Raw genomic sequence first — 23,268 nt, 5'->3', positions numbered from 1 at the left:
TAGCAGCTTTGTTGCAGTGATTAATGCACAGTAACCCCTGCTCCAGCCCTTGAAAGAGCTGGATGCAGCGGCTATTCAAAAGGGTCTTGCCGCGCTTGTTCAGCCGTTTGCAGTCACGTCCGGACCGTTTGCACCCCAAGGCGTGGAAAGCTCGTTCATCAGCGCCCCCTCCGCGGCGCAACGGCGCAATACCGTGTTGACCCCGACCAGTGTCCGGTGCCCGTCGTCTACCGCCAGCGCCTGCGGAGCGACCTGATAGGGCGGTGGGGCCACCCGCAACTGCTCGATGACGGTGGTGAACGAGGCGGTGCGGGCGAGCCCGGACAGCAGCGGGGCCCCCGTCGCGCGGTGCGCCAGCAGGTTCTCCAGCAACGACTCCCGCCCCTCGACCAGCACGGCCGCCTGGTCGGCGGGCAGCCGCAGCAGGTCCTCGCGGAAGGCCAGCTCGGCGACGCCGCGGTCGCCGTACACGGTGAGCTCGCCGTCGACGTGTTCCTCCCCCGCCAGCGTCACCGCGACGAGCACCCGCGCGCCGTCCGCCAGCGTGATGCGCAGCGTGGCGGTGTCCTCGACCTCGATCGGGCGCACCCGCAGCCAGTCGATCTCGACCCGGAGCACCGGCGCGTCCAGCACCGCCAGCGTCTGCATCACGGCGTGCGCGAACGGGTTGGCCAGCGCGCCGTCCAGCGACGGCCGGCCGTTGACGGTGCGCCGCCCGGACCAGGGCGAACGCGACCAGTACGCGTCGTCGCGCCGCCAGCAGCCCAGCACCGAGATCTGACGCACGGTGCCGAGCTCGCCAGCGGCGACCGCCGCGCGCAGCTTCACCAGGGCCGGCGAGGCCAGCGACTGGAAGCCGACCTGCACCACCCGGCCGGTGGCGTCCTGCTCGGCCAGCAGCGCGTCGTGCTCCGCCCGGTCGAGCACGGGCGGCTTCTCCAGCAACACGTCCGCACCCGCGCGCAGCGCGTCGCGGGTCAGCGCCAGGTGCGTGTGCGGCGGTGTGCACACGATGACCACCTCGGGCTTGACCTCGGCCAGCATGGCCGCGTGATCGGTGTAGACGGGCACCCCGTCGGGCGGGTCCACCACCGGCTGCGGATCGGCGAGCCCGGCCAGCCGGACCAGCCCCCGCTCGGCGGGTTCCACCAGGTTCTGCCGGTGGTGCAGCCCGTGCCCGTTCGCGCCGATCAGCGCCACCGATGTGACCGTCATGCCGTCCTCCTTCGCGCCACTGTCACCGCACCGCCGTCCGGACCAGGTCCGCTGCGCCATGTGTGGCCAGTGCGGTGCGCCATGCCTCGATCATGCGGCGATGGGCCGGATCCGGCACCTCGAGCACGCCGCCGGGGCCGAACAGGGCCTCGGTGCTCAGGTCCGCGCGGACCTCGGCGGCCCGCGGGTCGTCCAGCGGCAGCGCCTGCCCGGCGTCGCCCGTGCCCTCGGCGAACCTCGCCCAGGCGGCCACGATCAGCGTGGCCAGAGCCGGTTCGGCGACGGTGTTGAGCACCGACAGCACCCGCTGCGGCAGCTTCTGCGTGCCGTCCATGGCCACCTGCAGGCAGCGGTGCCCGAGCCGCGCGTTGGCGAAGCGCTCCAGCGCCGCCTCACCGTAACCCGGGACGGTGACCCCGTCCGGCGGCGTCATCGAGGCCGTGACCTCGGTGGCGACGTACCGGCGCAGCAGGTCGGCCATGCCCGGCAGGGCCAGCGCGTCGGCGATGCTGTCGCAACCGGCCAGCGCGCCCAGATAGGCCAGGGCACTGTGTACGCCGTTGAGCGCGCGCAGCTTGAGGTGCTCCCACGGCGTGACGTCGTCGGTGAGCACCGCGCCCGCCGCCGCCCAGTCGGGGTGCGCGCCGGCGAAGTCGTCCTCGATGACCCACTGGCTGAACGGCTCCCCGGCGACCGCGGCCAGGTCACGGGCCCCCAGGCAGCGCTCAGCGGTGGCCAGCGTGCCCGCCGTGGTGGCCGGCACGATCCGGTCCACCATGCTCGACGGGCAGCGCACCGAGGTCTGGAACCAGTCGCGCTGCGCGGCGGGGATCATCCCGGCCAGCAGCTTGCCCAGCACGACACCGTTCGACGGCAGGTTGTCACAGCTGAGCAGGGTGATCGGGCCGGTGTCCGCGTGGGCGCGGGCGACCAGCCCCTCCACCAGCAGCCGCGCCACGGCCGCGTCCGGCGCGTACGCCTTCTCCGTCACGGTCAGCGTCACCACCCGGATCGCCGGGTCGGCCAGCAGCGCGACCACGGCCGCGGGATCGCTCGCGGCGTGCACCGTGCCGTTGAGCGCGCCCAGCACCCGGGTGCGTTCGGCCGACGCGTCGAGCGTCACCACGCTGTAGAGGTGGTCCTGCGCGCGCAGCGCCTCCAGCACGTCCCGCGAGCGCGGCGCGACCCCCACGATGCCCCAGTCGCCACCGCGCGCGGCCATCGCCGCCTCGATGTAGACGGCCTGGTGGGCGCGGTGGAACGCGCCCAGTCCCAGGTGCAGCACGCCGCTGCGGGCCTCGCCGGGCCGCACGGCCGGGCGGCTGTCGGCGGGCAGCCGCGACAGGCTCGCCCGGCCGAGCCGGGTCGTGGGGACCGTCATCGCCATACCGGGCCGTCCGGGAACGAGTACTGCGCGATCGACTCCGGCTTGAGCGTCACCGAGTAACCCGGCTGGGTGGGCAGCTGGTAGCGGCCGCCGACCACGTTGATCGGGTCCTCGAAGTGCTCGTGCAGGTGCGCGACGTACTCCACCATCCGGCCGTCGAGCGAGCGCCCGAGCCGCAGGTAGTCGAAGATCGACAAGTGCTGCACGTACTCGCAGAGCCCGACGCCGCCCGCGTGCGGGCACACCGGCACGCCGAACTTCGCGGCCATCAGCAGGATCGACAGCACCTCGTTGACGCCGCCGACCCGGCACGCGTCGATCTGGCACACTTGGATCGCGTCGGCCTGCATGAGCTGTTTGAAGATGACCCGGTTCGCGGCGACCTCACCGGTGGCGACGCGGATCGGCCGCACCGACCGGGCCACGGCCGCGTGCCCGAGCACGTCGTCGGCGTGCGTGGGCTCCTCGATCCAGTACGGGTCGACCTCGGCCAGCACCGCCATGTTGGCGATCGCCTCGTCGACGTCCCAGACCTGGTTCGCGTCCATCATCAGCAACGCGTCCGGGCCGATCTCCTCACGGATCAGCCTCGCCCGGCGGATGTCGTCCTCGATCGGGCCGCCGACCTTCATCTTCATCGCCCGCCAGCCCTGCGCGTACGCCGCCCGGGTCAGCTCGCGCACCTGCTCGTCCGGGTAGCCCAGCCAGCCCACCGAGGTGGTGTACGACGGGAACCCGTCCCGCTCCAGCACGGCCAGCCGCTCGGCGTAGCCCTCGTCCTGGCGCAGCAGCTCCAGCGCCTCGGCCGGGGTGATCGCGTCGGTGATGTGGTGGAAGTCGACGCTGGCCACCAGCTCCTCGGCCGGCATCTCGGCCAGCAGCCGCCACATCGGCTTGCCCTCGGCCTTGGCCCGCAGGTCCCACACCGCGTTGACCAGCGCACCGGTCGCCATGTGGATGACGCCCTTCTCCGGGCCCAGCCAGCGCAGCTGCACGTCGGCGCTCAGCGAGCGCCAGAACGTCACCGGGTCGGCGAAGATCTCCTCCAGCGTGCGGCCGACGACGTGGTGCGACAGGGCCTCGATCGCCGCGCAGGCGATCTCGTTGCCGCGGCCGTTGGTGAAGGTGAAGCCCGCGCCGAACAGGCCGGACTCGGTGTGCAGCTCGACGTACGCGGCGCTGTAGTCCCCGCGGTTGATCGCGTCCGAGCCGTCGCCCGCGGCGGCGGTCGGGAAGCGTACGTCGTGCACCTTGGCGTCGATGATTTTCATGACTGTCCTACTCGGAAGATCTTCTTGGGCAGGTGGTAAGCCAGGTCGGCGATGGTCTCCGCGGCCTCGTCGAGGCCGAGGCGGTGCTCGGCGACCAGGCGCGCGAGGAAGCCCGCGTCGACCCGGCGGGCCACGTCGTGGCGCACCGGGATGGAGCAGTACGCGCGGGTGTCGTCGACGAACCCGGCGGTGTTGTAGAAGCCCGCGGTCTCGGTGACCCCCTCCCGCCAGCGGCGCAGTGCCTCCGGCGCGTCGAGGAACCACCACGGCGCGCCGACGAACATCGCCGGGTAGCCGCCGGCCAGCGGGGCCAGCTCGCGGGTGAAGGTGTACTCGTCCAACGTGTAGACGACGACCCGGAACCGCGGGTCGTGCCCGAACTCGTCCAGCAGCGGCCGCAGCGCGTTGGTGTACTCGGTGGCCACCGGGATGTCCCCGCCGACGTCACGCCCGTGCGTGCGGAACAGCGCCGCGTTGTGGTTGCGCGACGAGCCCGGGTGCAGCTGCATGACCAGGCCGTCGTCCAGCGACATCCGGGCGAACTGCATCAGCATGTGCGCCCGGAACGCCTCGGCCTCGGCCGGCGTGGCCGCCGGGCCGGAGGTCACCGGCGTGCCGTCGGGCGTCACGGCCAGGCCGTCCCGCAGCACCCGCTCGAACAGGGCCTGCGCGTCCACGGGGGCCAGCTCGCCGGTCGCCGCGGTCGGGTGCCCGTGGTCGGAGCAGGTCGCGCCCGCCGCGATGAAGTCGAGCCGCCGCTGCCGCAGTGCGGCGAGGTAACCGTCGTAGGTGCTGGTGTCGAGGCCGGTGATCTCACCGAGCCGGACCACCCGGGCGGCCCAGTCGGGCCAGTCCATGTCGACCAGGTCATCCGGGCGGAACGTGGTGATCACGCGCCCGCCGGGGCCACCCCACCCGTCCGCGGCCAGCTTGGCGTGGCGGGACAGGTCGTCCAGCGGCGACTCGGTGGTGGCCAGCACCTCCAGGTTGAACTTGCCGAACAGCGCCCGCGGCCGGTATTCCGGCTGCTCCAGGCGCGCGGCCAGCTCGTCGTACACCCGGTCGGCGGTCAACGGCCCGAACGGGGTCTCGATGTCGAACACGGTCTTGAAGGTCTGCTCCAGCCACAGCCGCGACGGCGTGCCCCGGAACAGGTGCCAGTGCTGGGCGAAGGTGCGCCAGATCGCCCGCGGGTCGGTCTCCACCGGGCCGCCGTCGACCCGCGGCACGCCCAGCCGGTCGGGCGTCACGCCCTGACTGAGCAGCATGCGGGTCACGTAGTGGTCGGGCACGATGATGAGCCGGGCCGGGTCCGGGAACGGCGCGTCCTCGGCCAGGATGCCGGGGTCGACGTGGCCGTGCGGGCTGATCAGCGGCAGGTTCCGCGCGTGCGTGTAGAGCTCCCGGGCGATCGCCCGGGTGCGCGCCTCCGCCGGGAACAGCAGGTCGTCCACGTCCGTCACTCCCATTCCGAGATGTCGAGCAGTTCCGCCACGTCCACGCTGCGCCCGGAGGCGATCGACGCGTTCGCGGCCAGGCCGGTCAGCAGCGAGCGCGCGCCGTCGAGCGCCGTCGCGGACCGTTGCAGCGGGTCGGCGTCGCCGCCGAAGAGCACCCCGGTCATGCGTACGTCCGCACCGCCGTGGCCCTGCCGGTCGTACGCCGCCACCGGCACGTCGACCGGCTTCTCCCAGTACCGGCGCAGCCGCAGCGAGACGCTGCCGCTCTCGGCGGCCGCCTCCACGCCGTGCAGCGCGGCCGAGTGGCCCTTGACCGCGCCGGCCACCCCGGGCGCGACGTGGTCGGACTCGACGATGTCGAGTTCGAGGCGGCCCCGGCTGCCGTTGAAGGCGATCCGGTAACCCTCCCAGGGCGCGTACGCGGTGAGGTGGTACGACATGGTCGCGCCGCTGGCGTAGCGGACCAACACCGCCATGTCGTCCTCGATGTCGGTGCCGGGCGCGAACACGTTCACGTCGCGGTGATACCCGTCGTGGGACTCCGCGTCGAGGTACAGCTCGGCCAGGTTCGGGTTGTCGGCCAGGTGCAGCGCGAACGGGTCACCGGCCGCGGCCGGTGCGCCGTGGGCGCGGGCGTAGTCGCGGGCGTAGCCGTGGCGGGCGCCGTTCTCGCCGTACAGGAACAGCCGGCCCTCGGCGGTGACCCGCACCGGCGTGCTGTTCAGCCACCAGTTGACCAGGTCGAAGTGGTGCGTCGCCTTGTGCACCAGCAGGCCGCCGGAGTTGGCCCGGTCGCGGTGCCAGCGGCGGAAGTAGTCCGCGCCGTGGCGCACGTCGAGCAGCCACTCGAAGTGCACCGAGCCGATCTCGCCGATCGCGCCCTCGGCCAGCAGCGTGCGGACCTGCTCGTGCACCGGGTGGAAGCGGTAGTTGAAGGCGACCCCGACCTTGCCGTCGTTGCGCCGCACCGCCTCCAGGATGCGCCGGCACTTCGGCACGTCCACGGTCATCGGCTTCTCCGTCACCACCGAGCACCCGGCGTCCAGCGCGGCGACGATGTACTCGTCGTGCGTGGCGTCGACGCTGCACACCACCAGGGTGTCGACGCGTTCCTTGGCCAGCATCGCCGGCACGTCGCCGGCGTCGTAGGCCACGGCGGGCGGGGCGCCCGCCGCCTGCAGGCGGCGCTGCTGGGCGGCGATCCGAGCGGGGTTGACGTCGGCTAGTGCGACAAGCTCGCCGTGCTTGTTCAGGGCTTGGGCGAACATCTGCGCTCGAGCCCCGGTCCCCACGATCGCGTACCGCGTGGTCATCCGGCCTCCTGGGCCTCATGCGACTACAAACGTTTGCAGCAGAACTAACCATCACGCTCCGATCGCGTCAATGGTTGCCCCGGAATCCGCCTTGATTGTCCTGTTATTTCCCAGTGCTGACACCGTCAAGGTCCACTGCCGAAACCAGATCGACATCTTCAGCCGTTGACACCGTCGCAACCGTTTGCATTAATGGGTCACCACCGTGATAGCCAACACAGGATCGCGTGTACACAAAGGAGTGCAGGTGCCGGCCACTATCCGCGATGTCGCCAAGGCCAGTGGCGTGCACGTCTCCACCGTGTCCCGCGCGTTCAGCGCACCGCAACTGGTGAACGCCGAGACCCGGGCCCACGTGCTCGCCGCGGCGGAAGTGCTGGGATACCGGCCCAACCGGGCCGCCCGCGCGCTGATCACCGGGCGCACGCACAACATCGGGCTGATCGTGGCGGACATCGCCAACCCGTTCTTCCCGCCGCTGATCAAGGCGGCGGAAAGTCATGCCCGCGGCCGCGACTACCACGTCTTCGTCGCCGACACCAATGAGGACCCCGGTGTCGAGGAGGAGCTGGTGCTCGCACTGGCCAAGCAGGTGGACGGGGTGCTGCTGTGCAGCCCCCGCATGAGCAACACCCAGATCGAGCAGCTGTCCCGCGAGGTCCCGCTGGTCGTGGTCAACAGGCCGGTTCCCGGCCTGCCCGCGGTCGTGATGGACGTCGCGCAGGGCGCCCGGCTCGCGATGGAACACCTGGTCGGCCTCGGCCACCGCGAGATCGCCCTGCTGGGCGGCCCGCGCGGGTCCTGGACGAACCGGGAGATCCGCCGCGCGGCCACCCTCGCCGCCCGCACCGCCGGGGCCGAGCTGGTGGTCCTCGGGCCCAACGCGCCCACCGAGGAGAGCGGGTCGGCACAGGCCGAGGCGGTGCTGCGGGCGGGCGTCAGCGCCGTGCTCGCGTACAACGACCTCATGGCCGTCGGCCTGATCGACGCTCTCGACCACCGCGGGGTCAAGGTGCCGGATCAGATCAGTGTCGTCGGAATAGACGACACCGCGCTGAGCCGCCGCACCCGCCCCATGTTGACGACGGTGGCCACCCCCACGGCGGCCGCCGGACGGGCGGCCGTCGACATGCTGCTTCAGCATGGCGACGACCGCCGCACCACGGCACTGGTAACGCTTCAGACCGAGTTGGTCATCCGCGACTCGTCAGGCCCGGGCCCGCATCGCACTGCGGGCCCGGGCAGGCGGCAGCAACCGCCCTTTGACGGTGTCGCTTCCGAGAGCAGGGAGTGAAAGCTATGCACCCAGCGACACCCGCGCCGGCCGACGAGCCGACGCAGCACAACGGTAGCCTGCCGGCGGGCGGTTGGAATCGCCGCCACCTGCTGCGCATGCTCGCCGGAACGGCCATTGCCGTCCCCGCCGCCGGCCTGCTGGCCGCCTGTGGCGGCGAGGAGGAGCCCGCGGCGGTCGACCCGAACGCCAAGTACACCGTCTCCTTCTTCTGGTGGGGCGGCGAGGCCCGCGCCAAGCTGACCGAGGAAGCGCTGAAGCTCTACACGGCCAAGCACCCCAACGTCACGATCACGCCGACCTGGCAGGCCTTCACCGGCTACTACGACAAGCTCGCCACCATCGCCGCCGGTGGCAACGCGCCGGACATCTTCCAGATCGACGACAACGGCCTGGCCGAGTACGCCGGCCGCAACGTCACCCTGGACCTGTCCAAGTACACGGCGAACAAGAAGATCGACGTGTCGAAGCACCCCGAGAGCCTCACCAAGTACGGGCAGCTCGGCGGCAAGCAGGTGGCCATCGCCACCGGCGAGAACACCCCGGCGATCATCTACGACAAGACGAAGCTGACCGAGCTGGGCATCGAGGTGCCGCAGATCGGCTGGACGTACGAGCAGACGATCACCTGGGCGGCCGGTGTCACCACCAAGGCCGGCGGCAAGTACTGGGGCCTGATGGACCCGAGCTCGGACTACAAGGCGTTCTGGCTGTGGCTGCGCGCCCAGGGCAAGGAGTTCTACGACGGCCCCAAGCTGGCCTTCACCGAGGCCGACCTGGTCGCGTGGTTCCAGCTGTGGGTGGACGCCCGGGCCAAGGGCGCGACCCCGCCCGCCGACGTCTGCCACGAGGCGGTCACCGGCAGCGTCGCCACCCAGCTGGTGGTCACCAAGAAGGCCGCCGTGTCGTTCATGTGGTCCAACCAGCTCTCCGAGATGCAGAAGGCCACCAAGAACGACCTCGGTATGACGGCCTACCCGGGCGACCCGAAGGGCCAGTGGGCGCGCGCGTCCACGTACTGGGCTGCCTCGCGTACCACCAAGGCTCCCGACGTGGTGGCCGACATCATCAACTTCCTGGTCAACGACGTGGAGGCCGGCAAGATCCTGGGCGTGGACCGGGGCCTGCCGAACAACCTCGACGTGCGCAAGTCGGTCTCCGACGGGCTGACCGACCAGAAGATGAAGGACACCGTCGCCTTCGAGAACGAGATCACGCCGAAGTTCGGCCCGGCCCCCGCGCCGCCGCCGAAGGGCCACAGCGGCCTGCGCAACACGCTGCGCGACATTGCCGAGACGGTGTCGTACGGCAAGCAGACCCCCGCGGCCGCGGCCAAGCAGTTCTTCTCCGAGGCCACCGCCGCTCTGGCGTGACCTGACGCTGGTGGGACTCCCCGGCGGCCCGCGGTACAGGCGGGCTGCCGGGACCATCCACCAGCGGACGCGGGCCCGGCCCGGCCGATCCCGGGCCGGGGCCGGGCCCGCTCCATTTCCGCAGCACATCGATCTCGTTTCCTGGAAGGGGACCGCGCGTGGCACTCACCACGGCCTCCCGTCCGGCCCTCCCGGTTCCGGCGTCAGCGCCGCCGCCGGCGCGCGGCCGGCGCAAGAACTACGCCGCCCGCCGCTCCGAGGGCCTGGCGGGCTATGTCTTCCTCTCTCCGTGGCTGATCGGCCTGATGGCGATCACCGCGTTCCCGATGCTGCTCTCGCTCTACCTGAGCTTCACCAACTACGACGTCCTGTCGAGCTGGGAGTTCGTGGAGTGGGTGGGTTTCGACAACTACGAGAAGATCTTCACCCTTGATCCGACCTTCTGGCAGTCGGTGCGCGTCACGCTCACCTTCGGCCTGATCGCGATCCCGCTCAAGCTGGCCGCTTCGCTGGGCGTGGCCCTGCTGCTCAACCGGGAACGCCGCGGCGTCGGCCTGTTCCGGAGCATGTTCTACCTGCCGTCGCTGCTCGGCGGCTCGGTGGCGCTGGCTCTGGTCTGGGTCGCCATGTTCAACCGCGAAGGCGCGTTCAACGCCGGCCTGAGCCTGTTCGGCATCGAGGGCAACAACTGGATCAACGATCCGGACTGGGCCCTGGCCACCCTGATGGTGCTCACGGTGTGGCAGTTCGGCGCACCGATGGTCATCTTCCTGGCCGGCCTCAAGCAGGTGCCCACCGAGCTCTACGAGGCCGCGCAGGTCGACGGGGCCAGCAAGCGCCGGCAGTTCTTCCACATCACGCTGCCGATGCTGTCGCCGGTCATCTTCTTCAACCTGCTGCTGGAGACGATCAACGGCTTCCAGGGCTTCACCTCGGCGTTCGTCATCAGCAACGGCACCGGCGGCCCGCTGGGCGCCACGAAGCTCTACACGCTGCACATCTACGACAAGGCCTTCACCGACTTCCAGATGGGCTACGCCTCGGCGCTGGCCTGGATCTTCCTGGGGGCGATCGGCCTGATCACCATCATCTTCTTCAGCACCGGCAAGTTCTGGGTGCACTACTCGGACGGAGAGAACTGATGGCCCGCGTACGTGGCTGGGTGCGGGTGCTGGCCCTACTCGGCGTGCTGGCGATCGTGCTCTACCCCCTGATCTGGGTGCTGGGCTCGTCGCTGAAGTCGCCCACCGAGGTGACCAGCAACCTCTCCATCTGGCCCGAGGAGGTGACCTGGTCGAACTACTCCGACGGCTGGAGCTACATCCCCGGCGTCAACTTCGGCCGCTTCTTCGGGAACAGCATCCTGATCTCGCTCGCCACGGTGGTGGCGAACGCGGCGTCCTGCCTGGTCACCGCGTACGCCTTCGCGCGGTTGCGGTTCTGGGGCCGCAAGGGCTACTTCGCGCTCATGATCGCGACGTTGCTGCTGCCCGGGCACGTGCTGATCGTGCCGCAGTACGTGCTGTTCAGCGAGTTCGGCTGGATCGACACCCCGCTGCCGCTGATCCTGCCCAAGCTGCTGGCCACGGAGGCCTTCTTCATCTTCCTCATGGTCCAGTTCATGCGGGGCATCCCCCGCGAGCTCGACGACGCCGCCAAGATCGACGGTTGCGACCCATACCGCACGTTCTGGCACGTCATCCTCCCGCTGTCGCGACCGGCCCTGATCACGACGGCGATCTTCTCCTTCATCTGGACCTGGAACGACTTCTTCACCCAGCTGGTCTACCTGCCCAGCGTGCCCAGCTACACCGTGCCGGTGGCGCTGCGGCTGTTCATCGACTCCAGCGGCCAGACCTCGATCGGCCCGATGCTGGCCATGTCGGTACTGTCCCTGCTTCCGGTGTTCTTGTTCTTCCTGGGCTTCCAGCGCTTCCTGGTCCAGGGCATCAACACCAGCGGACTGAAGGGCTGAAAGATGACGGCGACGACCACCACGGACTGGCGCGACACCCTGCGTGACGCCACCGACCTCGCCCTGGTCGGCATCCTGGTGACCGTCGCGGCGGTGCCGGTCGTGACGACCGGCGCCGCCGTCGCCGTCGGCGCGGAGGCCGTGCACCTGCGCTTCACCGACGGCCGCTGGCCCGGCCCCCGCGACCTGCTCCGCACCTTCGGCCGCCGCCTGCTCCCCGGCCTGCTGGCCACCCTGACCGTGCTGGCCGCGGCGCTGCTGGTCGCTCTGAACATCTACTGGCTGCGCGGGGGCCTGGTCCCCGGCGGCGAGGTGCTGCTGGGCGTCACGGCGGTAGCGGCGGTCGCGCTGATCGGCCTGGTCGCGCTGACGATCCCCGTCCTGGGCCGGGGGCACACCTACCGCCGCGCCCTGCGCACCGCGGTGACCCGGCCCGCGCTGATCGTGACCTGTGCCGGCGTCATCGGCATCGCCTTCCTGCTGGGCTCGATCCTCCCGATCACCGCCCCCCTGCTGGTCGGCTACGTCCTGTTCGCCCTCCACGCCATCGCCCGCCGCGTCCCCTGACGCCAGCCGCCCGCCGCCACATCGGCCACTTCGGCCGTCGGCCACTTCGGCCGTTTCGGGGAAACTGCATGAATCCGGCCGGCATACCTGCATTTTCCCTGACCCTGCAGCGACGCTGGTTCCATGACTTGGTCACCGCGGCCGCGGCCCGGGGACCCGCTTCAAGATCTGTTTTTGTGGACGCTGGGCGCCCCTATAGGGGCCGCTATCGTCCACAAAAACAGATCTTGGAAGTGTCTCCAGCCGCCTCGCGGCAAGCCGGTTCCAGTCCGCACCAGCGCTGCCGTGCCGGGATGATCCAGTAAGCGACATATGCCGCAGACGAGGCGGACCAGCGAGGCGGCGGGCGCCCCCTTCACAGGGACGCCCGCCGGGTCGTGCGGAGCTGACCGGGGTCAGCCGTTGGGGAACAGGGCGGCGAAGTCGGCGAAGGCCATCGCCACGTCGCTCTGGGCCCAGAACCGGTGGTAGTTGAAGCTCGGCGCGGGGCCGCCGTCGAGGTGGGCCTGCACCTTCGACCAGTCCGGGTCCTGCTTGTACCAGGACCGGATGTCGAGGAACGTCTTGCCCGCGGTGATGATGTCGCCGTTGGGCATGTCGCCGGTCCAGCCGGACGGGACGAAGATGCCCTGCCCGGTGGTGGCGTTGTAGGTGTCGTCGAACCGCGAGTAGTCCCCGCGGGTCTCCGTCGTCGAGACGCCCTTGCTCTCGGCCCTGGCGTACAGCGCGTCGATGATGCCCTTGCCGGTGGTCTTCGCCGCGGCGTTGCCGGACTTGGCGGCGTAGAACAGCAGCGTGCGGGCCAGCGACGCGGCGACGCCGACGTCCTGGCCGGTGCTGGTCACCGTGACGTGCAGGCCGGTGTTGCCGGCCGGGCTCGACGGGTTCCAGGTCGCGGGCGCGCCGGACCAGCCCAGCTCGGACGGGACGGCGAAATTCGTGCCGCTGACCGTGGTGTTGGCGACGGCCCACGGCACCCACTTGTCGAGCAGCGCCTTGGCCTTGGCGTTGCCGGTGGCGTAGTACAGCTCGGCGATGCGGCCCATCGACCAGACCTGCATGCCGAACCACTGGTTCGACGGCGGGTCGTGGTAGACCGGCTTCTCGTCGTAGAACATGCCGTAGAACGTCGGCGTGTTCGCGGGCGGCGTGGCGTACGAGCCGGCCCAGCTGTTGGTCGCGCCGCCGGCGATGCCGCCCTCGGCCGACTGCAGCCACTGGTAGAACTCCAGCTGCCGGTTGAAGCTGTTGGTCCAGTCCGCGTTCGCGGTCGGCGACTGCGGCTTCAGCTCGTTGACGTTGGCCAGGGCGTACGCCGCCATCGGGTTCTGGTAGCCGAAGTGGTTGAAGCTGGAGCCGATGCGCCACGACCAGGCCGACGTGAGACCGCCGCCCCAGGCGTAGTACCAGGACATCAGGTAGTGCATCGAGTCACGGCCGGTGCCCGCGGCGCAGGTGGTCGCGCCGACGCAGTTGCCGATCTTCTTGAAGTACTTGTCGAACATGGCGTAGCGCAGGTAGTCGCCCATCTTCGCGGCCTTGGTGAGGGTCGACGCGATCTGCGACTGCTTGCCCTGCTCGGTTGCCCAGGTCAGCGCCCAGTAGGCCGCCTCGATGGCGCGGGCGTCGGCATCGGGGGCGTTGGTGTACTTCCACTGCGCCGCGGGCGCGCTGGACTCCTTGACGAACAGGTCCAGGTAGCCGTTGGGGCCGCCGTTGTTGAGGTTGTCGCAGCTCGGCTGCGGGATGGTCTCCCACACCGACTCCTGCGGGCCCCGCTGGAAGGTGTTGATGTACGCCGGGCGCGTGGTCCCGTTGCCGCACCGGCCGAAGCCGTACTTGTTGTCGACGTCGAGCAGCCAGTGCATGCCGTAGATGCTGCCGTTGCCGTAGGTGCTGGTCAGCTCGCTGCGCAGCGGATCGGTGCCGACCGGGACGCTGGGCTGGAGCTGCGAGGGGTAGTTGGCCGGGGTGAGGTGCTCGGCGGCGTACTGCGGGGTGCCGGCGACGCCCGCGTTGGGCTGGTCGGCGGCCGACGGGATGATGTACTGCTCCATCACCGTCCAGGCCTGGTTGAACTTCGTCCAGTCCTGGGTGAACCGGCCGTAGTAGGCCTCCAGCCACAGCCAGTAGGAGAACGCCTCGCTGGTGGTCTCGTGGCCGTAGTCCGGCGCCTCGACGATCAGCGTCTCGATGGAGTGGTACGGCACGCCCTCGGGTGAGAAGTACCCGTTGGCCGTGTTCTTGATCTTGTTGTACTGGTCGATGAAGCGCTGCGTGTAGACGTTGACCTCGTCGTCGGCCTCGGTCGCGGTGACCACGCCGGGGTCGTACCCGGTGGCGCTGGCGGTGACCGTCGCCGAGCCGGAGGCGTTGTCCGCGTCCTGCGCCGCCGCCAGGGTGACCGTCTGTTCGGTGCCCCAGTTGGTGGTGCTGAACGTCAGCGTCGCACCGGTGGAGACCGACACGTCGGTGTCACCGGCGGTGCGGGCGACGGCCACGGTCAGGTTCGCCGACGGTGCGGCCGACAGCTTGACCTTGAACGTGTTGGTGCCGCCCTCGGGCACGCTGACCGCCGCCGTGCCGGCCCCGTTCACCAGCACCTTCGGCGCGACGGAGGCGTCCACGACGACCGTGGTGTTGGCCGTGGCGGTCGCGCCGCCGTTGTCGGTCGCCTTCGCCTGGAACACGTACGTGCCCACCGGCAGCGCCGAGACGTCCCAGGTGTACGGCGACGCGGTGTCCGAGCCGAGCAGCAGCCCATCGCGGTAGAACTCCACCTTCGACACGGTGCCGGGCGAGGTGTCCGCCGCGGTCGCCGTGACGGTGAACGACGCCGGGGCGGTGTAGTGGGTGTTGTTGGCCGGGGCGGTGATGCTCACCGTCGGCGCCGGGTTGGCCCCGGTGCAAGCGGTGCCGTTGATCGTGAACGACGTCGGCGACGCGTACGTGCCGCTCCAGCGGCCGTTGAAGCCGATGCCGGTGGACCCGTTCGTCGGCACGTTGCCGTTGTAGCCGAGGTTGGTCGCGGTGATGCTCTGGCCGGAGGCGGTGAAGTTCGCCGACCAGCCGGGCAGGGTGACGGTCTGCCCGGAGGGCAGCGTGAAGCCGAGCGTCCAGCTCGTCCACGGGTCACCGAGGTTCTTCAGGGTGAGGTTGGCGGTGAAGCCGCCCGAGCCGGGGGCCTCGGTCCAGGGGTTGGCGGTGTAGACGACCTCGCAGGCGACTGCGGCCTGGGCCGGGCTCGCCGCCACCACCAGGCCGCCGCCGGCGACGAGCGCCGCGGTGGCGACGGCGCCGAGGCGCCGCAGCAGACTGGGGCGGGAACGCCGCAGTGGGTACAACAAGACGAACTCCTCGCGAATGTGCCGGGACCACGTCCCGACGGGAAACCTGTGGCGGACCGTCCCTGAGGACGGTGGTGCCGCTTCGGCGCATCCGTGCCCTGACGTGCCGTGTCGCGCGACGATGGCTCCCGGTCGCGAATTCGGATCAGTCTTGCATGGGAGCGCTTCCATCGCAAGGGGTCACTGCCCGGCCGATCCGGCGGCACGCCGCGCGTCGATTCACCGGTCCGTGCCGGGCCGACTGCCGCGACCAGCGGCCCGACCACTGGAAGAATGGACCACATGATCGTTCCTGAGGTGACCCTCAACAACGGCGTAACGATGCCCCAGCTCGGATTCGGCGTCTGGCAGGTCGACGACGACACGGCGGAGAAGGCCGTGACCACGGCGCTGGAGTCGGGCTACCGCAGCATCGACACCGCCAAGATGTACTTCAACGAGCAGGGCGTGGGCCGTGCGCTGCGCGCCAGCGGGCTGCCCCGCGAGCAGCTGTTCGTGACCACGAAGCTGTGGAACACCGACCACGAGTACGACAAGGCCCTGCGCGCCTTCGACGAGAGCATGACCAAACTCGGCCTCGACTACCTGGACCTGTATCTGATCCACTGGCCGGTGCCGTCCCAGAACCTGTACACCGAGGCCTGGCGGGCGCTGGAGAAGCTGTACGCCGACAAGCGGGTGCGCGCCATCGGCGTGTGCAACTTCACCGTGCAGACGATGAGCCGCCTGCTCGACGAGTTCGACGTGGTGCCCGCGGTCAACCAGATCGAGCTGCACCCGCACCTCCCGCAGGAGGAGCTGCGCAAGCTGCACGCGGTGCACGACATCGCGACCGAGGCGTGGAGCCCGCTGGGCCAGGGCAAGGGCCTGCTCGACGACCCGGTGCTGGCGCGCGTGGCGGCCAAGCACGGCAAGTCCCCGGCGCAGGTGGTGCTGCGCTGGCACCTGCAGCTCGGCAACGTGGTCATCCCCAAGTCGGTGACCCCGTCGCGGATCGCGGAGAACATCGCGGTCTTCGACTTCGCCCTCGACGACGAGGACATGGCGGCGATCGCCACTTTGGACAACGGCGGCCGCATCGGCCCCGATCCGGCCGTCTTCGCCTGGATGGGATGAGGAAGTCCACTGCGGACGGATGCCCTCCGGCTCGGTTATGCCGCAGGGCGTCCGTCTCGTATGCTCGCCGACGTGTCTGTCACGGGGCAGGGCGGTCTGAGCCGCAGGTTGACCAGGGGGCTCCTCGACCAGGTCACACCCGGCCTGCGCTGGGCCGTGGCCGTGGTGCTGCTGGGGGTGTCCGGGCTGTTCGGCGGCCTCGACACGGTGCCCGAGCCGCCGGCGGAGACCGTCGCGGCGGGCACGCCCGTCCACGGCGGCCCCTGGGAGGTCACCGTCGAGGCGGCGGCCGTCTACCGCGAGCTGGGCAAGCTGCGGTTGGAGAAGGAGACCAACCGCTGGCTGGTGGTGACCGCGACGGTCCGGATCACCGCCCACGAGAGCACCATGCCGCCGTCCGACCTGCTGACGTTGACGGGCGTGGCCGGCCTCATCAACCCGACCCCGGCCGAGGAGGCGCTCGACCGGGACAAGAGCATCATGCGGCGGCTGCAGCCGGACATGCCGGAGCGCATCCTGTTCATCTGGGAGCAGTCGGGCGACGCCCCCGTGCCGACCTCGATCACCGTGGCGGTGGAGCAGCGCACCTACCGCGAGGACAGCCTCAGCGGCGCGTGGTACTGGATGGACGTGGACGGCAAGGGCGAGGACGAGCCCGCCGGCCGGGTCACGGTGCCGGTCAGAACCGACCTGGCACCGCCGATCGCGAGCCCGTCGCCCTCGGTCGCAGCGTCGCCCTCGACCAGCCCGAAGCCGGCCGCCAACCGCACGCCGAGCGCCGGGCCCACGCCGTGAGCCGCGCCGCTGCCATGAGCCGGACCCCTGCGGTGAGCCGGACCGATGCCATGAGGCGAGGAGACGACGCGTGAAGCTGTTGCGCCGCCTGGGAACCGCCGCCTTCGTGCTGGCCGCGCTCGCCGCCGGACAGGCCGTCGTGTCCGCCGAGCCCAACCTCAACCACGCCCTGCGTCCCTTCCCCGTCGCCGGGGAGGTCGGCGCCGAGGTGGCCGCCCGCACCTTCACGGCCCGGGTGCAGCTGGTGCGCTGCGCGGCCGCCCTGCGGATCGGCGAGCACGTGCTGGACACCCAGGGCGTCTGGATCGTCGCCAAGCTGCGGGTGGGCGCGCGGTTCAAGCCGACCAGCATCGCGTACGCCGCAGCGCGCGACGGCGCCGGAAAGGTTTACCAGACCAGTGACCGGGTCTCGCTGGACCTGGTCTCGGGCGGGCTCACCATGCAGCCCGGCCTGCCCTACGAGGGGGAGATCGCCATCGAGGTGCCCACCGCGTCCGCGGGCAGCCTGACCCTGCTGCTCGCCGACAACAGCCTCGACCAGCGGATGGACTCGATGGCCGAGATCCGGCTGCCGATCTCCGACGGGTCGGCCTGCTCGGCCGAGCCCACCACCCTGCTCGCCCCGAAGGCCGTGTCATGAGGGGCCCTGACTCGCTGGGCCGCGGCTGGTGGCGGCGCAACCTCTGGGGCCTGGTCGCCCTGCTGCCCATGCTGGCCCTGATGCTCGCCGCGGCCGGTTACTCCGATCTGGAGTTCTGGCAGCGAGGCAAGCCGGCCGCGGTGCTGCCCGCCGCCGACGGGGTCGCCGACTTCGCCGGGGTCCGGGTGCGGGTGGCCGAGCTGGCCCCGACCACGGACCTGAAGCGCGGCGGCGACCGCCCCTTCGTCGTGCCCGACAACATGACCGCCTGGCGGGTGGTGCTCGACATCGAGGGGCCGACCGACCCGAAGCAGGTGCCGTTCTGCAGCATCAGCATCGAGGACACCGCCGGCATCCTGTACGCCGACCAGCCGAGGGAGCTGTCGTCGGCGCGCATCCCGTTCGGCAACTGCCAGCCGGACAACAGTCCGGTGCCCGCTGCGTCAGGCCGACACCAGACCGTCGCCCACTTCGTCACGCCGCGCGGGGTGGACATCGCCGCGGTGCGGGTCTTCTTCGGCGGCGTGGACCAGACCCGGTACGTGCGGTTCGACCGGTAGCGGCGACTGCACCCGCAGCACCCGGTCGACGGTGGCGGCGACCAGGCACAGCAGCAGCACCATGCTGATCGCGTCGTTGACGATGCTGAGCGGGCCGGACAGCGGCCGCCACACGAAGTTCAGGTCCTGCGCGCCGATCAGCGCCCGCTCCAGTTCCCACAGCCAGGCCGGCAGCGTCTGCACGGCGAGGAACAGCACGCAGAACATCAGCATCGGCACCTTGCCGGCGTGCGCCAGCAGCCGGAAGCTCTGCGCCAGCGGCGTCATCGTCTCGCGCACGTTGGCCGTGCTCGCCGCACCCAGCCTGCGGACCGGCGCGGGCAGCTTCGCCCAGCGGCGGGCCGCCCGCACCGCGCGCCGGGCGGCCTTCGGACTCAGCGGCGGCGTGCCCAGGCTCTGCCCGTACACCACCGCGCCGACGATCAGCCAGGCCAGCGGCACGACCAGCACGACGTCGAGGGACAGGAACAGCTCCGACAGCCACTTCCCGGCGGCCCGGACCGGCTCCTCCAGCGGCCCGAGCTGCGCGACGACGTGATGCCAGCCCGACAGGACCCACTGGTATGCCTGCCGGTGCTCGACGTAGGGCAGCACCTTGTCGCTGACGCCCGCGACGAACACCGCCACCAGGGTCAGCGACAGCACCTCCAGGTAGGCCCGCACGAAGCCGATCCAGCTCCACAGCCGGTCGGCGCGCAGCCCCAACAGGAACCGCAGCAGCAGCGCGGCCAGCGACACCACGACGAGCGTCGTGTTCAGCGTGAACGGCAGACGCTCGGCGAGCACCAGCGCGGAGGGGTTCGTGATCGCCTCGGCCTTGCTGTTCTCGTCGGCGATGATCTCCAGCAGGTAGCTGTCGCGGTCGGCCTCGAAGTAGCCGTAGGAGGCGTACACCACGATGAACGGCAGCAGCACGCTCGCCACGTGCGCCAGGGTGCGGAAGCGCTGCCCGGGCTCGCCGCCCGGGGTCGTGGTCGGCAGTGACCGCGACAGCACCCGCAGCATCAGCACCAGCGCGGTCATCACCGCGACCGGGACCAGGGCGAAGACCAGGAAACCGAAGACGCCGTCGAGGTCGCTGGCCTGCACGGCCACCAGGGTCACCCCGCGCCGGGCCGCGAACCCGGCGAACACCAGCGCGAACAGCACCGGCCAGTGCCGCAGCAGCAGCACGCCGACGGTGCCGAGCACCGCCGCGAGGTGGCGCAGCGACCAGGCGATGCCGTGGCGCGGGCCGGGCGTCGCCGGGAGGGGATGCTGCGCGGGCGGCGAGGGGAGGTCCGTCACGACAGAGACGGTACAGTCCACCCCGGATGGTCAGCTGCCCGCCTGTTGCCCGATGAGCAGTCCGACGCCGTCGAGGATGCGGTCCAGTCCGAACACGAACTCCTCGTCCGGATCGTCGGCCCGGTCGAGCACCCCCGCTTCGATCGCGCGTGCCAGCGCCGGGAACCGGGCCGGGTCGACGAGCATTCTCAGCAAAGTGCCGTAGGCCGCCATGGCCTCGTCGAGCGAGCTGCCCAGGGCCTGCACCGCGGTCTGCATGTCGACGGCGACCACGGCCTCGTTGCGGACGTACATCGTCAGCAGCAGGACGATGGAGAGTTTCGCCTCCTCGCGCAGGCCGGTTTGCGCCATCGCCGCCAGCCCGGAGTCCATCCAGGCCAGCTGGTGGGGGGTGGCGGGCGGGCCGCTGACGGGCACCCGCAGCACCCAGGGCTGCCTCCGATACAGCTCGCGGCAGGCCCAGGACCAGGCGACGAGTCCGGCGCGCCAGTCGCCCCCGTGGGTGAGTGGCGGCGGGTCGCCGATGGCCGCATCCACCATCAGTTCGAGCAGCTCGTCCTTGGCCCGGACGTAGCGGTAGAGCGCCATGGTGGACGCGCCCGCCTCGGCCGCGACCCGGCTCATGGTCACCGCGCCGACGCCGTCGGCCGCCGCGACCCGGATCCCCGCCTGCACGATGCCGTCCAGGGTCAACCCCGGCTTGGGCCCCTTGCCGGGGCGCTCGCGCAGGCCCCATGCGGCGGCGATGTTCGCCGGGACCCCGGCGCTGTCGAGTTCCATCACACCTGCTTCCACCTCGAAGGCTTGACTGCACATCCTAGTACTGCGTATAACGTACACAGAACAGCGTATGACATACACAGAAGCGCGTACCTCATACACAGAAGGTTGGTCCTCGATGAACGAGCCAAGCCCACCCCTCGCCGGCCGCCGCGAGTGGATCGGCCTCGCCGTGCTGCTGCTGCCCCTGCTGCTGGTCTCCATGGACGTGTCGGTGCTCTACTTCGCCGTCCCGTTCATCAGCGCCGACCTCGCCCCGACCGCCACCCAGCAACTGTGGATCTTCGACATCTACGGTTTCGTGCTGGCCGGACTGCTCATCACCATGGGCGCGCTGGGCGACCGGATCGGCCGCCGCAGGCTGCTCATGATCGGCGCGGCCGCCTTCGGCCTCACCTCGGCCGCCGCGGCCTACGCGGGCAGCGCCGAGGCCCTGATCGCCACCCGCGCGCTGCTCGGGATCGGCGGCGCGACGCTGATGCCGAGCACCCTCGCGCTGATCCGCAACATGTTCCACGACGCCAAGCAGCGCGCCACCGCCATCGCGATCTGGACCGCCGCGCTCACCTTCGGCGTCGCACTCGGCCCGATCCTGAGCGGCCTGCTGCTCGAACACTTCTGGTGGGGCTCGGTCTTCCTGATCAACGTGCCGTTCATGCTGCTGCTGGTCGCGCTCGCACCGCTGCTGGTGCCCGAGTCGCACCGGGTCGCCGTCGGCCGGTTCGACCTGGTCGGCGCGGCCCTGTCGCTCGCCGCGGTGCTGCCGGTGATCTGGGGCGTCAAGGAGTTCGCCGCTGAGGGCGACAGCCGGCTCGCGGGCGCGGCGATCGTCATCGGCCTCGCCGTCGGCGCGGTCTTCCTGCACCGGCAGCGCTTCTCGCCGGATCCGATGATCGATCTCGCGCTGTTCCGGGGCCGCGCCTTCAGCGGCGCTGTCGCGGTCAACATGCTGGCGATGTTCGCCCTGATCGGCTTCGCCATCTTCACCACCCAGCTGCTGCAGACGGTGTGGGGCATGTCCCCGCTGGAGGCGGCGCTGTGGAGCCTGGTGCCCTCGATCGGGGTCGGTGCGGTCGCGCCGATCGCCGCCGGGCTCGCCCAGCGCGGCGTGCCCCGCGGCCGCCTGGTCGCGGGCGGCTTCCTGATCGCGCTGACCGGGTTCGCCGCGCTGACCGCCGTGGCCGCCGACTCTCCCCTGTGGACGCTGATGGTCTGCGCCGCGCTGTACGCCTGCGGCCTGGTCGTGGTGATGTCGCTGAGCACCGAGCTCATCCTGTGGGCTGCCCCGCCGGAGCGGGCGGGTGCGGCGTCCGCGCTGTCGGAGACAGCCGCGGAGTTCGGGGGCGCGCTCGGCATGGCCGTGCTGGGCAGCATCGGCACCGCCGTCTTCCGCGCCCACCTCGACGTGCCCGCGGGGCTGCCCGCCGAGGCCGCGGACGCCGCCCGCGAGACGCTGGCCGGGGCGGCCGTCGTCGCGAGCGGGACGCCCGGTCCCGTGGGTGAGGCGCTGTTCGCGAGCGCCCGCACCGCCTTCATGTCCGGCCTGCACGCTGCGGCGATCGCCGCAGCCGTGCTGATGGCGCTGGCCGCTGCACTCGCCCTGCTCACCCTGCGCGGCAGCGAACCCGACCGCGCCGCTTCACCCGCCACCGGCCACTCGCCCGAGTCCACCGGAGCCGAGCCGGGCAGGCCTGCCGGGTCCGTGCCGTCGCCTGCGCCCGGCTCCGCCGTCGGTGCGGCGGCACAGGACACGACGGCAGCCGTTTGACAAGTAGAGGCAAGGCTAACCTAACCTAAGCGTCATGCTGCGCGGCCGCCGGCTTCACGTGGAGTGCCACGGGTCGGCGGCCTTGCTCGGCAGCCCCTCTGTCGTCCGGCCCCTGGAGAAGATCCCGCGCATGAGCGAACCCATGGTCTGGCGGCTGTTCACCGTGCAGGTGCAGTCCGTCACCGAACTCAGCCCGACCTTCAAGCGGTTCACCTTCGCCGGGCCTGATCTCGCCGACTTCGCCGACTGCGGCTACGACCTGCGCCTCAAGCTGGTCCTGCCCGCGCCGACCGGCGGCTACGCCGCACTGGACCACGGACCGGACTGGTACACCATCTGGCGCGGCACGCCCGAGGAGGCACGCAACCCGGTCCGCACGTACACCGCCCGATACGTACGCCCCGGGCAGCGCGAGGTCGACGTGGACGTGGCCCTGCACGGCGACGCCGGACCCGCCTCGCGCTGGGCCCGCGCGGCCCGACCCGGCGACCGGATCGTCCTGATGGGACCCAACGGCGTCCACCCCGGCCCGCACGGCGGCGTCGAGTTCGTGCCGCCCGCACCGGGCGTGCCGGTGCTGCTCGCCGGGGACGAGACCGCGGTGCCCGCCATCGCGGCGATCCTGGAGCGGCTGCCCGCGGACACCGTCGGCGCGGCGCTGCTGGAGGTCCCGTACGCCGCCGACGCGCTGCCGGTGACCACGCCCACCGGGATGGACGTGCGCTGGCTGGCCCGCGACGGCGCCACCCACGGCAGCCTGCTGGTGCCCGCGGTGCAGCAGGCCGCGGCGCGACTGGTGCCGGTGCCAGGCACGGCCGAGGCGGTCGAGGACGTCGACGTGGACACCGACATCCTGTGGGAGGTCCCCGAGGTCGCCGCGAGCGGGCGGCTCTACGCCTGGCTGGCCGGCGAGGCCGCGGTGATCCGCACCCTGCGCCGCCACCTGGTCACCGAACGCGGCCTGGACCGCAAGGCGGTCGCCTTCATGGGCTACTGGCGCCAAGGCCGCACCGAAGAAGGCTGACCCGGGCACGGAGTCAAGATCGGCGTTTGAGGTCAGGATCTGCGGTGTGACAGCAGATCCTGACCTCAAACAGTGATCTTCCCCCGCCTGGCGCGG

General features: G+C 71.0%; 19 protein-coding genes. 11 read left to right on the top strand and 8 right to left on the bottom strand.

The window, feature by feature from the left end; all coding sequences use genetic code 11:
• Positions 1-99 precede the first annotated feature (99 nt).
• The 5 genes from F9C41_RS23435 to F9C41_RS23415 are packed head-to-tail and all read right to left on the bottom strand — an operon-like array spanning position 100 to position 6,646.
• Positions 100-1,215: a Gfo/Idh/MocA family protein gene (locus F9C41_RS23435; protein ID WP_155388973.1), complete on the bottom strand. Its 1,116-nt coding sequence runs from the start codon at positions 1,213-1,215 to the stop codon at positions 100-102.
• A gap of 22 nt (positions 1,216-1,237) precedes the next feature.
• On the bottom strand, positions 1,238-2,596 hold the full coding sequence (locus tag F9C41_RS23430; protein WP_230689921.1) for a mannitol dehydrogenase family protein: 1,359 nt from the start codon (positions 2,594-2,596) through the stop codon (positions 1,238-1,240).
• Positions 2,593-3,873 (bottom strand): enolase C-terminal domain-like protein, encoded by a 1,281-nt coding sequence (locus F9C41_RS23425; protein ID WP_155388971.1) that lies wholly within the window; start codon positions 3,871-3,873, stop codon positions 2,593-2,595. Before F9C41_RS23425 ends, F9C41_RS23430 begins: the two co-directional genes overlap by 4 nt.
• Positions 3,870-5,342 (bottom strand): glucuronate isomerase, encoded by a 1,473-nt coding sequence (uxaC, locus tag F9C41_RS23420; RefSeq protein WP_155388970.1) that lies wholly within the window; start codon positions 5,340-5,342, stop codon positions 3,870-3,872. The genes F9C41_RS23425 and uxaC overlap by 4 nt, the downstream gene beginning before the upstream one ends.
• Positions 5,333-6,646 carry a Gfo/Idh/MocA family protein gene (locus F9C41_RS23415; RefSeq protein WP_155388969.1) on the bottom strand — a complete coding sequence of 438 codons (1,314 nt, stop codon included), beginning with the start codon at positions 6,644-6,646 and terminating at the stop codon, positions 5,333-5,335. Before F9C41_RS23415 ends, uxaC begins: the two co-directional genes overlap by 10 nt.
• Positions 6,647-6,893: 247 nt before the next feature.
• On the opposite strand from F9C41_RS23415, the gene F9C41_RS23410 reads away from it, so the two are divergent.
• The 5 genes from F9C41_RS23410 to F9C41_RS23390 all read left to right on the top strand — a co-directional run bounded on the left by F9C41_RS23410 (position 6,894) and on the right by F9C41_RS23390 (position 11,855).
• The gene (locus F9C41_RS23410) at positions 6,894-7,940 is read left to right on the top strand and encodes a LacI family DNA-binding transcriptional regulator (RefSeq protein ID WP_155388968.1); all 1,047 of its coding nucleotides are present in this window, start codon (positions 6,894-6,896) and stop codon (positions 7,938-7,940) included.
• A gap of 5 nt (positions 7,941-7,945) precedes the next feature.
• Positions 7,946-9,313: an ABC transporter substrate-binding protein gene (locus tag F9C41_RS23405; RefSeq protein ID WP_230689919.1), complete on the top strand. Its 1,368-nt coding sequence runs from the start codon at positions 7,946-7,948 to the stop codon at positions 9,311-9,313.
• Positions 9,314-9,471: 158 nt separating this feature from the next.
• Positions 9,472-10,455: a carbohydrate ABC transporter permease gene (locus tag F9C41_RS23400; protein WP_407924728.1), complete on the top strand. Its 984-nt coding sequence runs from the start codon at positions 9,472-9,474 to the stop codon at positions 10,453-10,455.
• Complete coding sequence (locus tag F9C41_RS23395) at positions 10,455-11,288, top strand: carbohydrate ABC transporter permease (protein WP_155388967.1); 834 nt, start codon at positions 10,455-10,457, stop codon at positions 11,286-11,288. Before F9C41_RS23400 ends, F9C41_RS23395 begins: the two co-directional genes overlap by 1 nt.
• Positions 11,289-11,291: 3 nt before the next feature.
• Positions 11,292-11,855, top strand: a complete 564-nt coding sequence (locus F9C41_RS23390; protein ID WP_155388966.1) for a hypothetical protein — start codon at positions 11,292-11,294, stop codon at positions 11,853-11,855.
• Between the two features lie 395 nt (positions 11,856-12,250).
• Here F9C41_RS23390 and F9C41_RS23385 read toward each other — a convergent pair whose 3' ends face one another.
• Entirely contained in the window at positions 12,251-15,169 is a 2,919-nt protein-coding gene (locus tag F9C41_RS23385) for a glycoside hydrolase family 48 protein (RefSeq protein ID WP_196279912.1), read from the bottom strand.
• A 315-nt stretch (positions 15,170-15,484) separates the two neighbouring features.
• Here F9C41_RS23385 and F9C41_RS23380 point away from each other — a divergent pair, with 315 nt between their 5' ends.
• The 4 genes from F9C41_RS23380 (at position 15,485) to F9C41_RS23365 (ending at position 18,313) form a co-directional block, all read left to right on the top strand.
• Positions 15,485-16,318, top strand: coding sequence for an aldo/keto reductase (locus tag F9C41_RS23380; RefSeq protein WP_155388964.1), 834 nt, complete (start codon positions 15,485-15,487; stop codon positions 16,316-16,318).
• Between the two features lie 72 nt (positions 16,319-16,390).
• The gene (locus tag F9C41_RS23375; protein WP_155388963.1) at positions 16,391-17,113 is read left to right on the top strand and encodes a hypothetical protein; all 723 of its coding nucleotides are present in this window, start codon (positions 16,391-16,393) and stop codon (positions 17,111-17,113) included.
• 70 nt (positions 17,114-17,183) lie between these two features.
• Complete coding sequence (locus tag F9C41_RS23370; protein ID WP_155388962.1) at positions 17,184-17,753, top strand: hypothetical protein; 570 nt, start codon at positions 17,184-17,186, stop codon at positions 17,751-17,753.
• Entirely contained in the window at positions 17,750-18,313 is a 564-nt protein-coding gene (locus F9C41_RS23365) for a hypothetical protein (RefSeq protein ID WP_155388961.1), read from the top strand. Before F9C41_RS23370 ends, F9C41_RS23365 begins: the two co-directional genes overlap by 4 nt.
• Here F9C41_RS23365 and F9C41_RS23360 read toward each other — a convergent pair.
• Positions 18,197-19,600: a hypothetical protein gene (locus F9C41_RS23360; RefSeq protein ID WP_155388960.1), complete on the bottom strand. Its 1,404-nt coding sequence runs from the start codon at positions 19,598-19,600 to the stop codon at positions 18,197-18,199. The two genes, F9C41_RS23365 and F9C41_RS23360, sit on opposite strands and share 117 nt — an antisense overlap.
• A 30-nt stretch (positions 19,601-19,630) precedes the next feature.
• Complete coding sequence (locus F9C41_RS23355; RefSeq protein ID WP_155388959.1) at positions 19,631-20,380, bottom strand: TetR/AcrR family transcriptional regulator; 750 nt, start codon at positions 20,378-20,380, stop codon at positions 19,631-19,633.
• A 118-nt stretch (positions 20,381-20,498) separates the two neighbouring features.
• On the opposite strand from F9C41_RS23355, the gene F9C41_RS23350 reads away from it, so the two are divergent.
• Together F9C41_RS23350 and F9C41_RS23345 are read left to right on the top strand one after the other, a co-directional pair.
• Complete coding sequence (locus F9C41_RS23350) at positions 20,499-22,148, top strand: MFS transporter (protein WP_155388958.1); 1,650 nt, start codon at positions 20,499-20,501, stop codon at positions 22,146-22,148.
• A gap of 130 nt (positions 22,149-22,278) precedes the next feature.
• Positions 22,279-23,172 (top strand): siderophore-interacting protein, encoded by an 894-nt coding sequence (locus tag F9C41_RS23345; RefSeq protein WP_155388957.1) that lies wholly within the window; start codon positions 22,279-22,281, stop codon positions 23,170-23,172.
• Positions 23,173-23,268 lie beyond the last annotated feature (96 nt).

It is taken from the genome of Catellatospora paridis (assembly GCF_009720365.1).
GTDB lineage: Bacteria > Actinomycetota > Actinomycetes > Mycobacteriales > Micromonosporaceae > Catellatospora > Catellatospora paridis.
This window is presented reverse-complemented; position numbering and strand designations above follow the sequence as displayed.

Excerpts from the sequence above, each read along its gene's own strand:
- F9C41_RS23405 (WP_230689919.1), top strand. The coding sequence starts at position 7,946 with ATGCACCCAGCGACACCCGCGCCGGCCGACGAGCCGACGCAGCACAAC.
- F9C41_RS23345 (WP_155388957.1), top strand. The coding sequence starts at position 22,279 with ATGAGCGAACCCATGGTCTGGCGGCTGTTCACCGTGCAGGTGCAGTCC.
- F9C41_RS23350 (WP_155388958.1), top strand. The coding sequence starts at position 20,499 with ATGAACGAGCCAAGCCCACCCCTCGCCGGCCGCCGCGAGTGGATCGGC.
- F9C41_RS23435 (WP_155388973.1), bottom strand. The coding sequence starts at position 1,215 with ATGACGGTCACATCGGTGGCGCTGATCGGCGCGAACGGGCACGGGCTG.
- F9C41_RS23430 (WP_230689921.1), bottom strand. The coding sequence starts at position 2,596 with ATGACGGTCCCCACGACCCGGCTCGGCCGGGCGAGCCTGTCGCGGCTG.
- F9C41_RS23395 (WP_155388967.1), top strand. The coding sequence starts at position 10,455 with ATGGCCCGCGTACGTGGCTGGGTGCGGGTGCTGGCCCTACTCGGCGTG.
- F9C41_RS23365 (WP_155388961.1), top strand. The coding sequence starts at position 17,750 with ATGAGGGGCCCTGACTCGCTGGGCCGCGGCTGGTGGCGGCGCAACCTC.
- F9C41_RS23415 (WP_155388969.1), bottom strand. The coding sequence starts at position 6,646 with ATGACCACGCGGTACGCGATCGTGGGGACCGGGGCTCGAGCGCAGATG.
- uxaC (WP_155388970.1), bottom strand. The coding sequence starts at position 5,342 with ATGGGAGTGACGGACGTGGACGACCTGCTGTTCCCGGCGGAGGCGCGC.
- F9C41_RS23425 (WP_155388971.1), bottom strand. The coding sequence starts at position 3,873 with ATGAAAATCATCGACGCCAAGGTGCACGACGTACGCTTCCCGACCGCC.
- F9C41_RS23355 (WP_155388959.1), bottom strand. The coding sequence starts at position 20,380 with ATGGAACTCGACAGCGCCGGGGTCCCGGCGAACATCGCCGCCGCATGG.
- F9C41_RS23380 (WP_155388964.1), top strand. The coding sequence starts at position 15,485 with ATGATCGTTCCTGAGGTGACCCTCAACAACGGCGTAACGATGCCCCAG.
- F9C41_RS23390 (WP_155388966.1), top strand. The coding sequence starts at position 11,292 with ATGACGGCGACGACCACCACGGACTGGCGCGACACCCTGCGTGACGCC.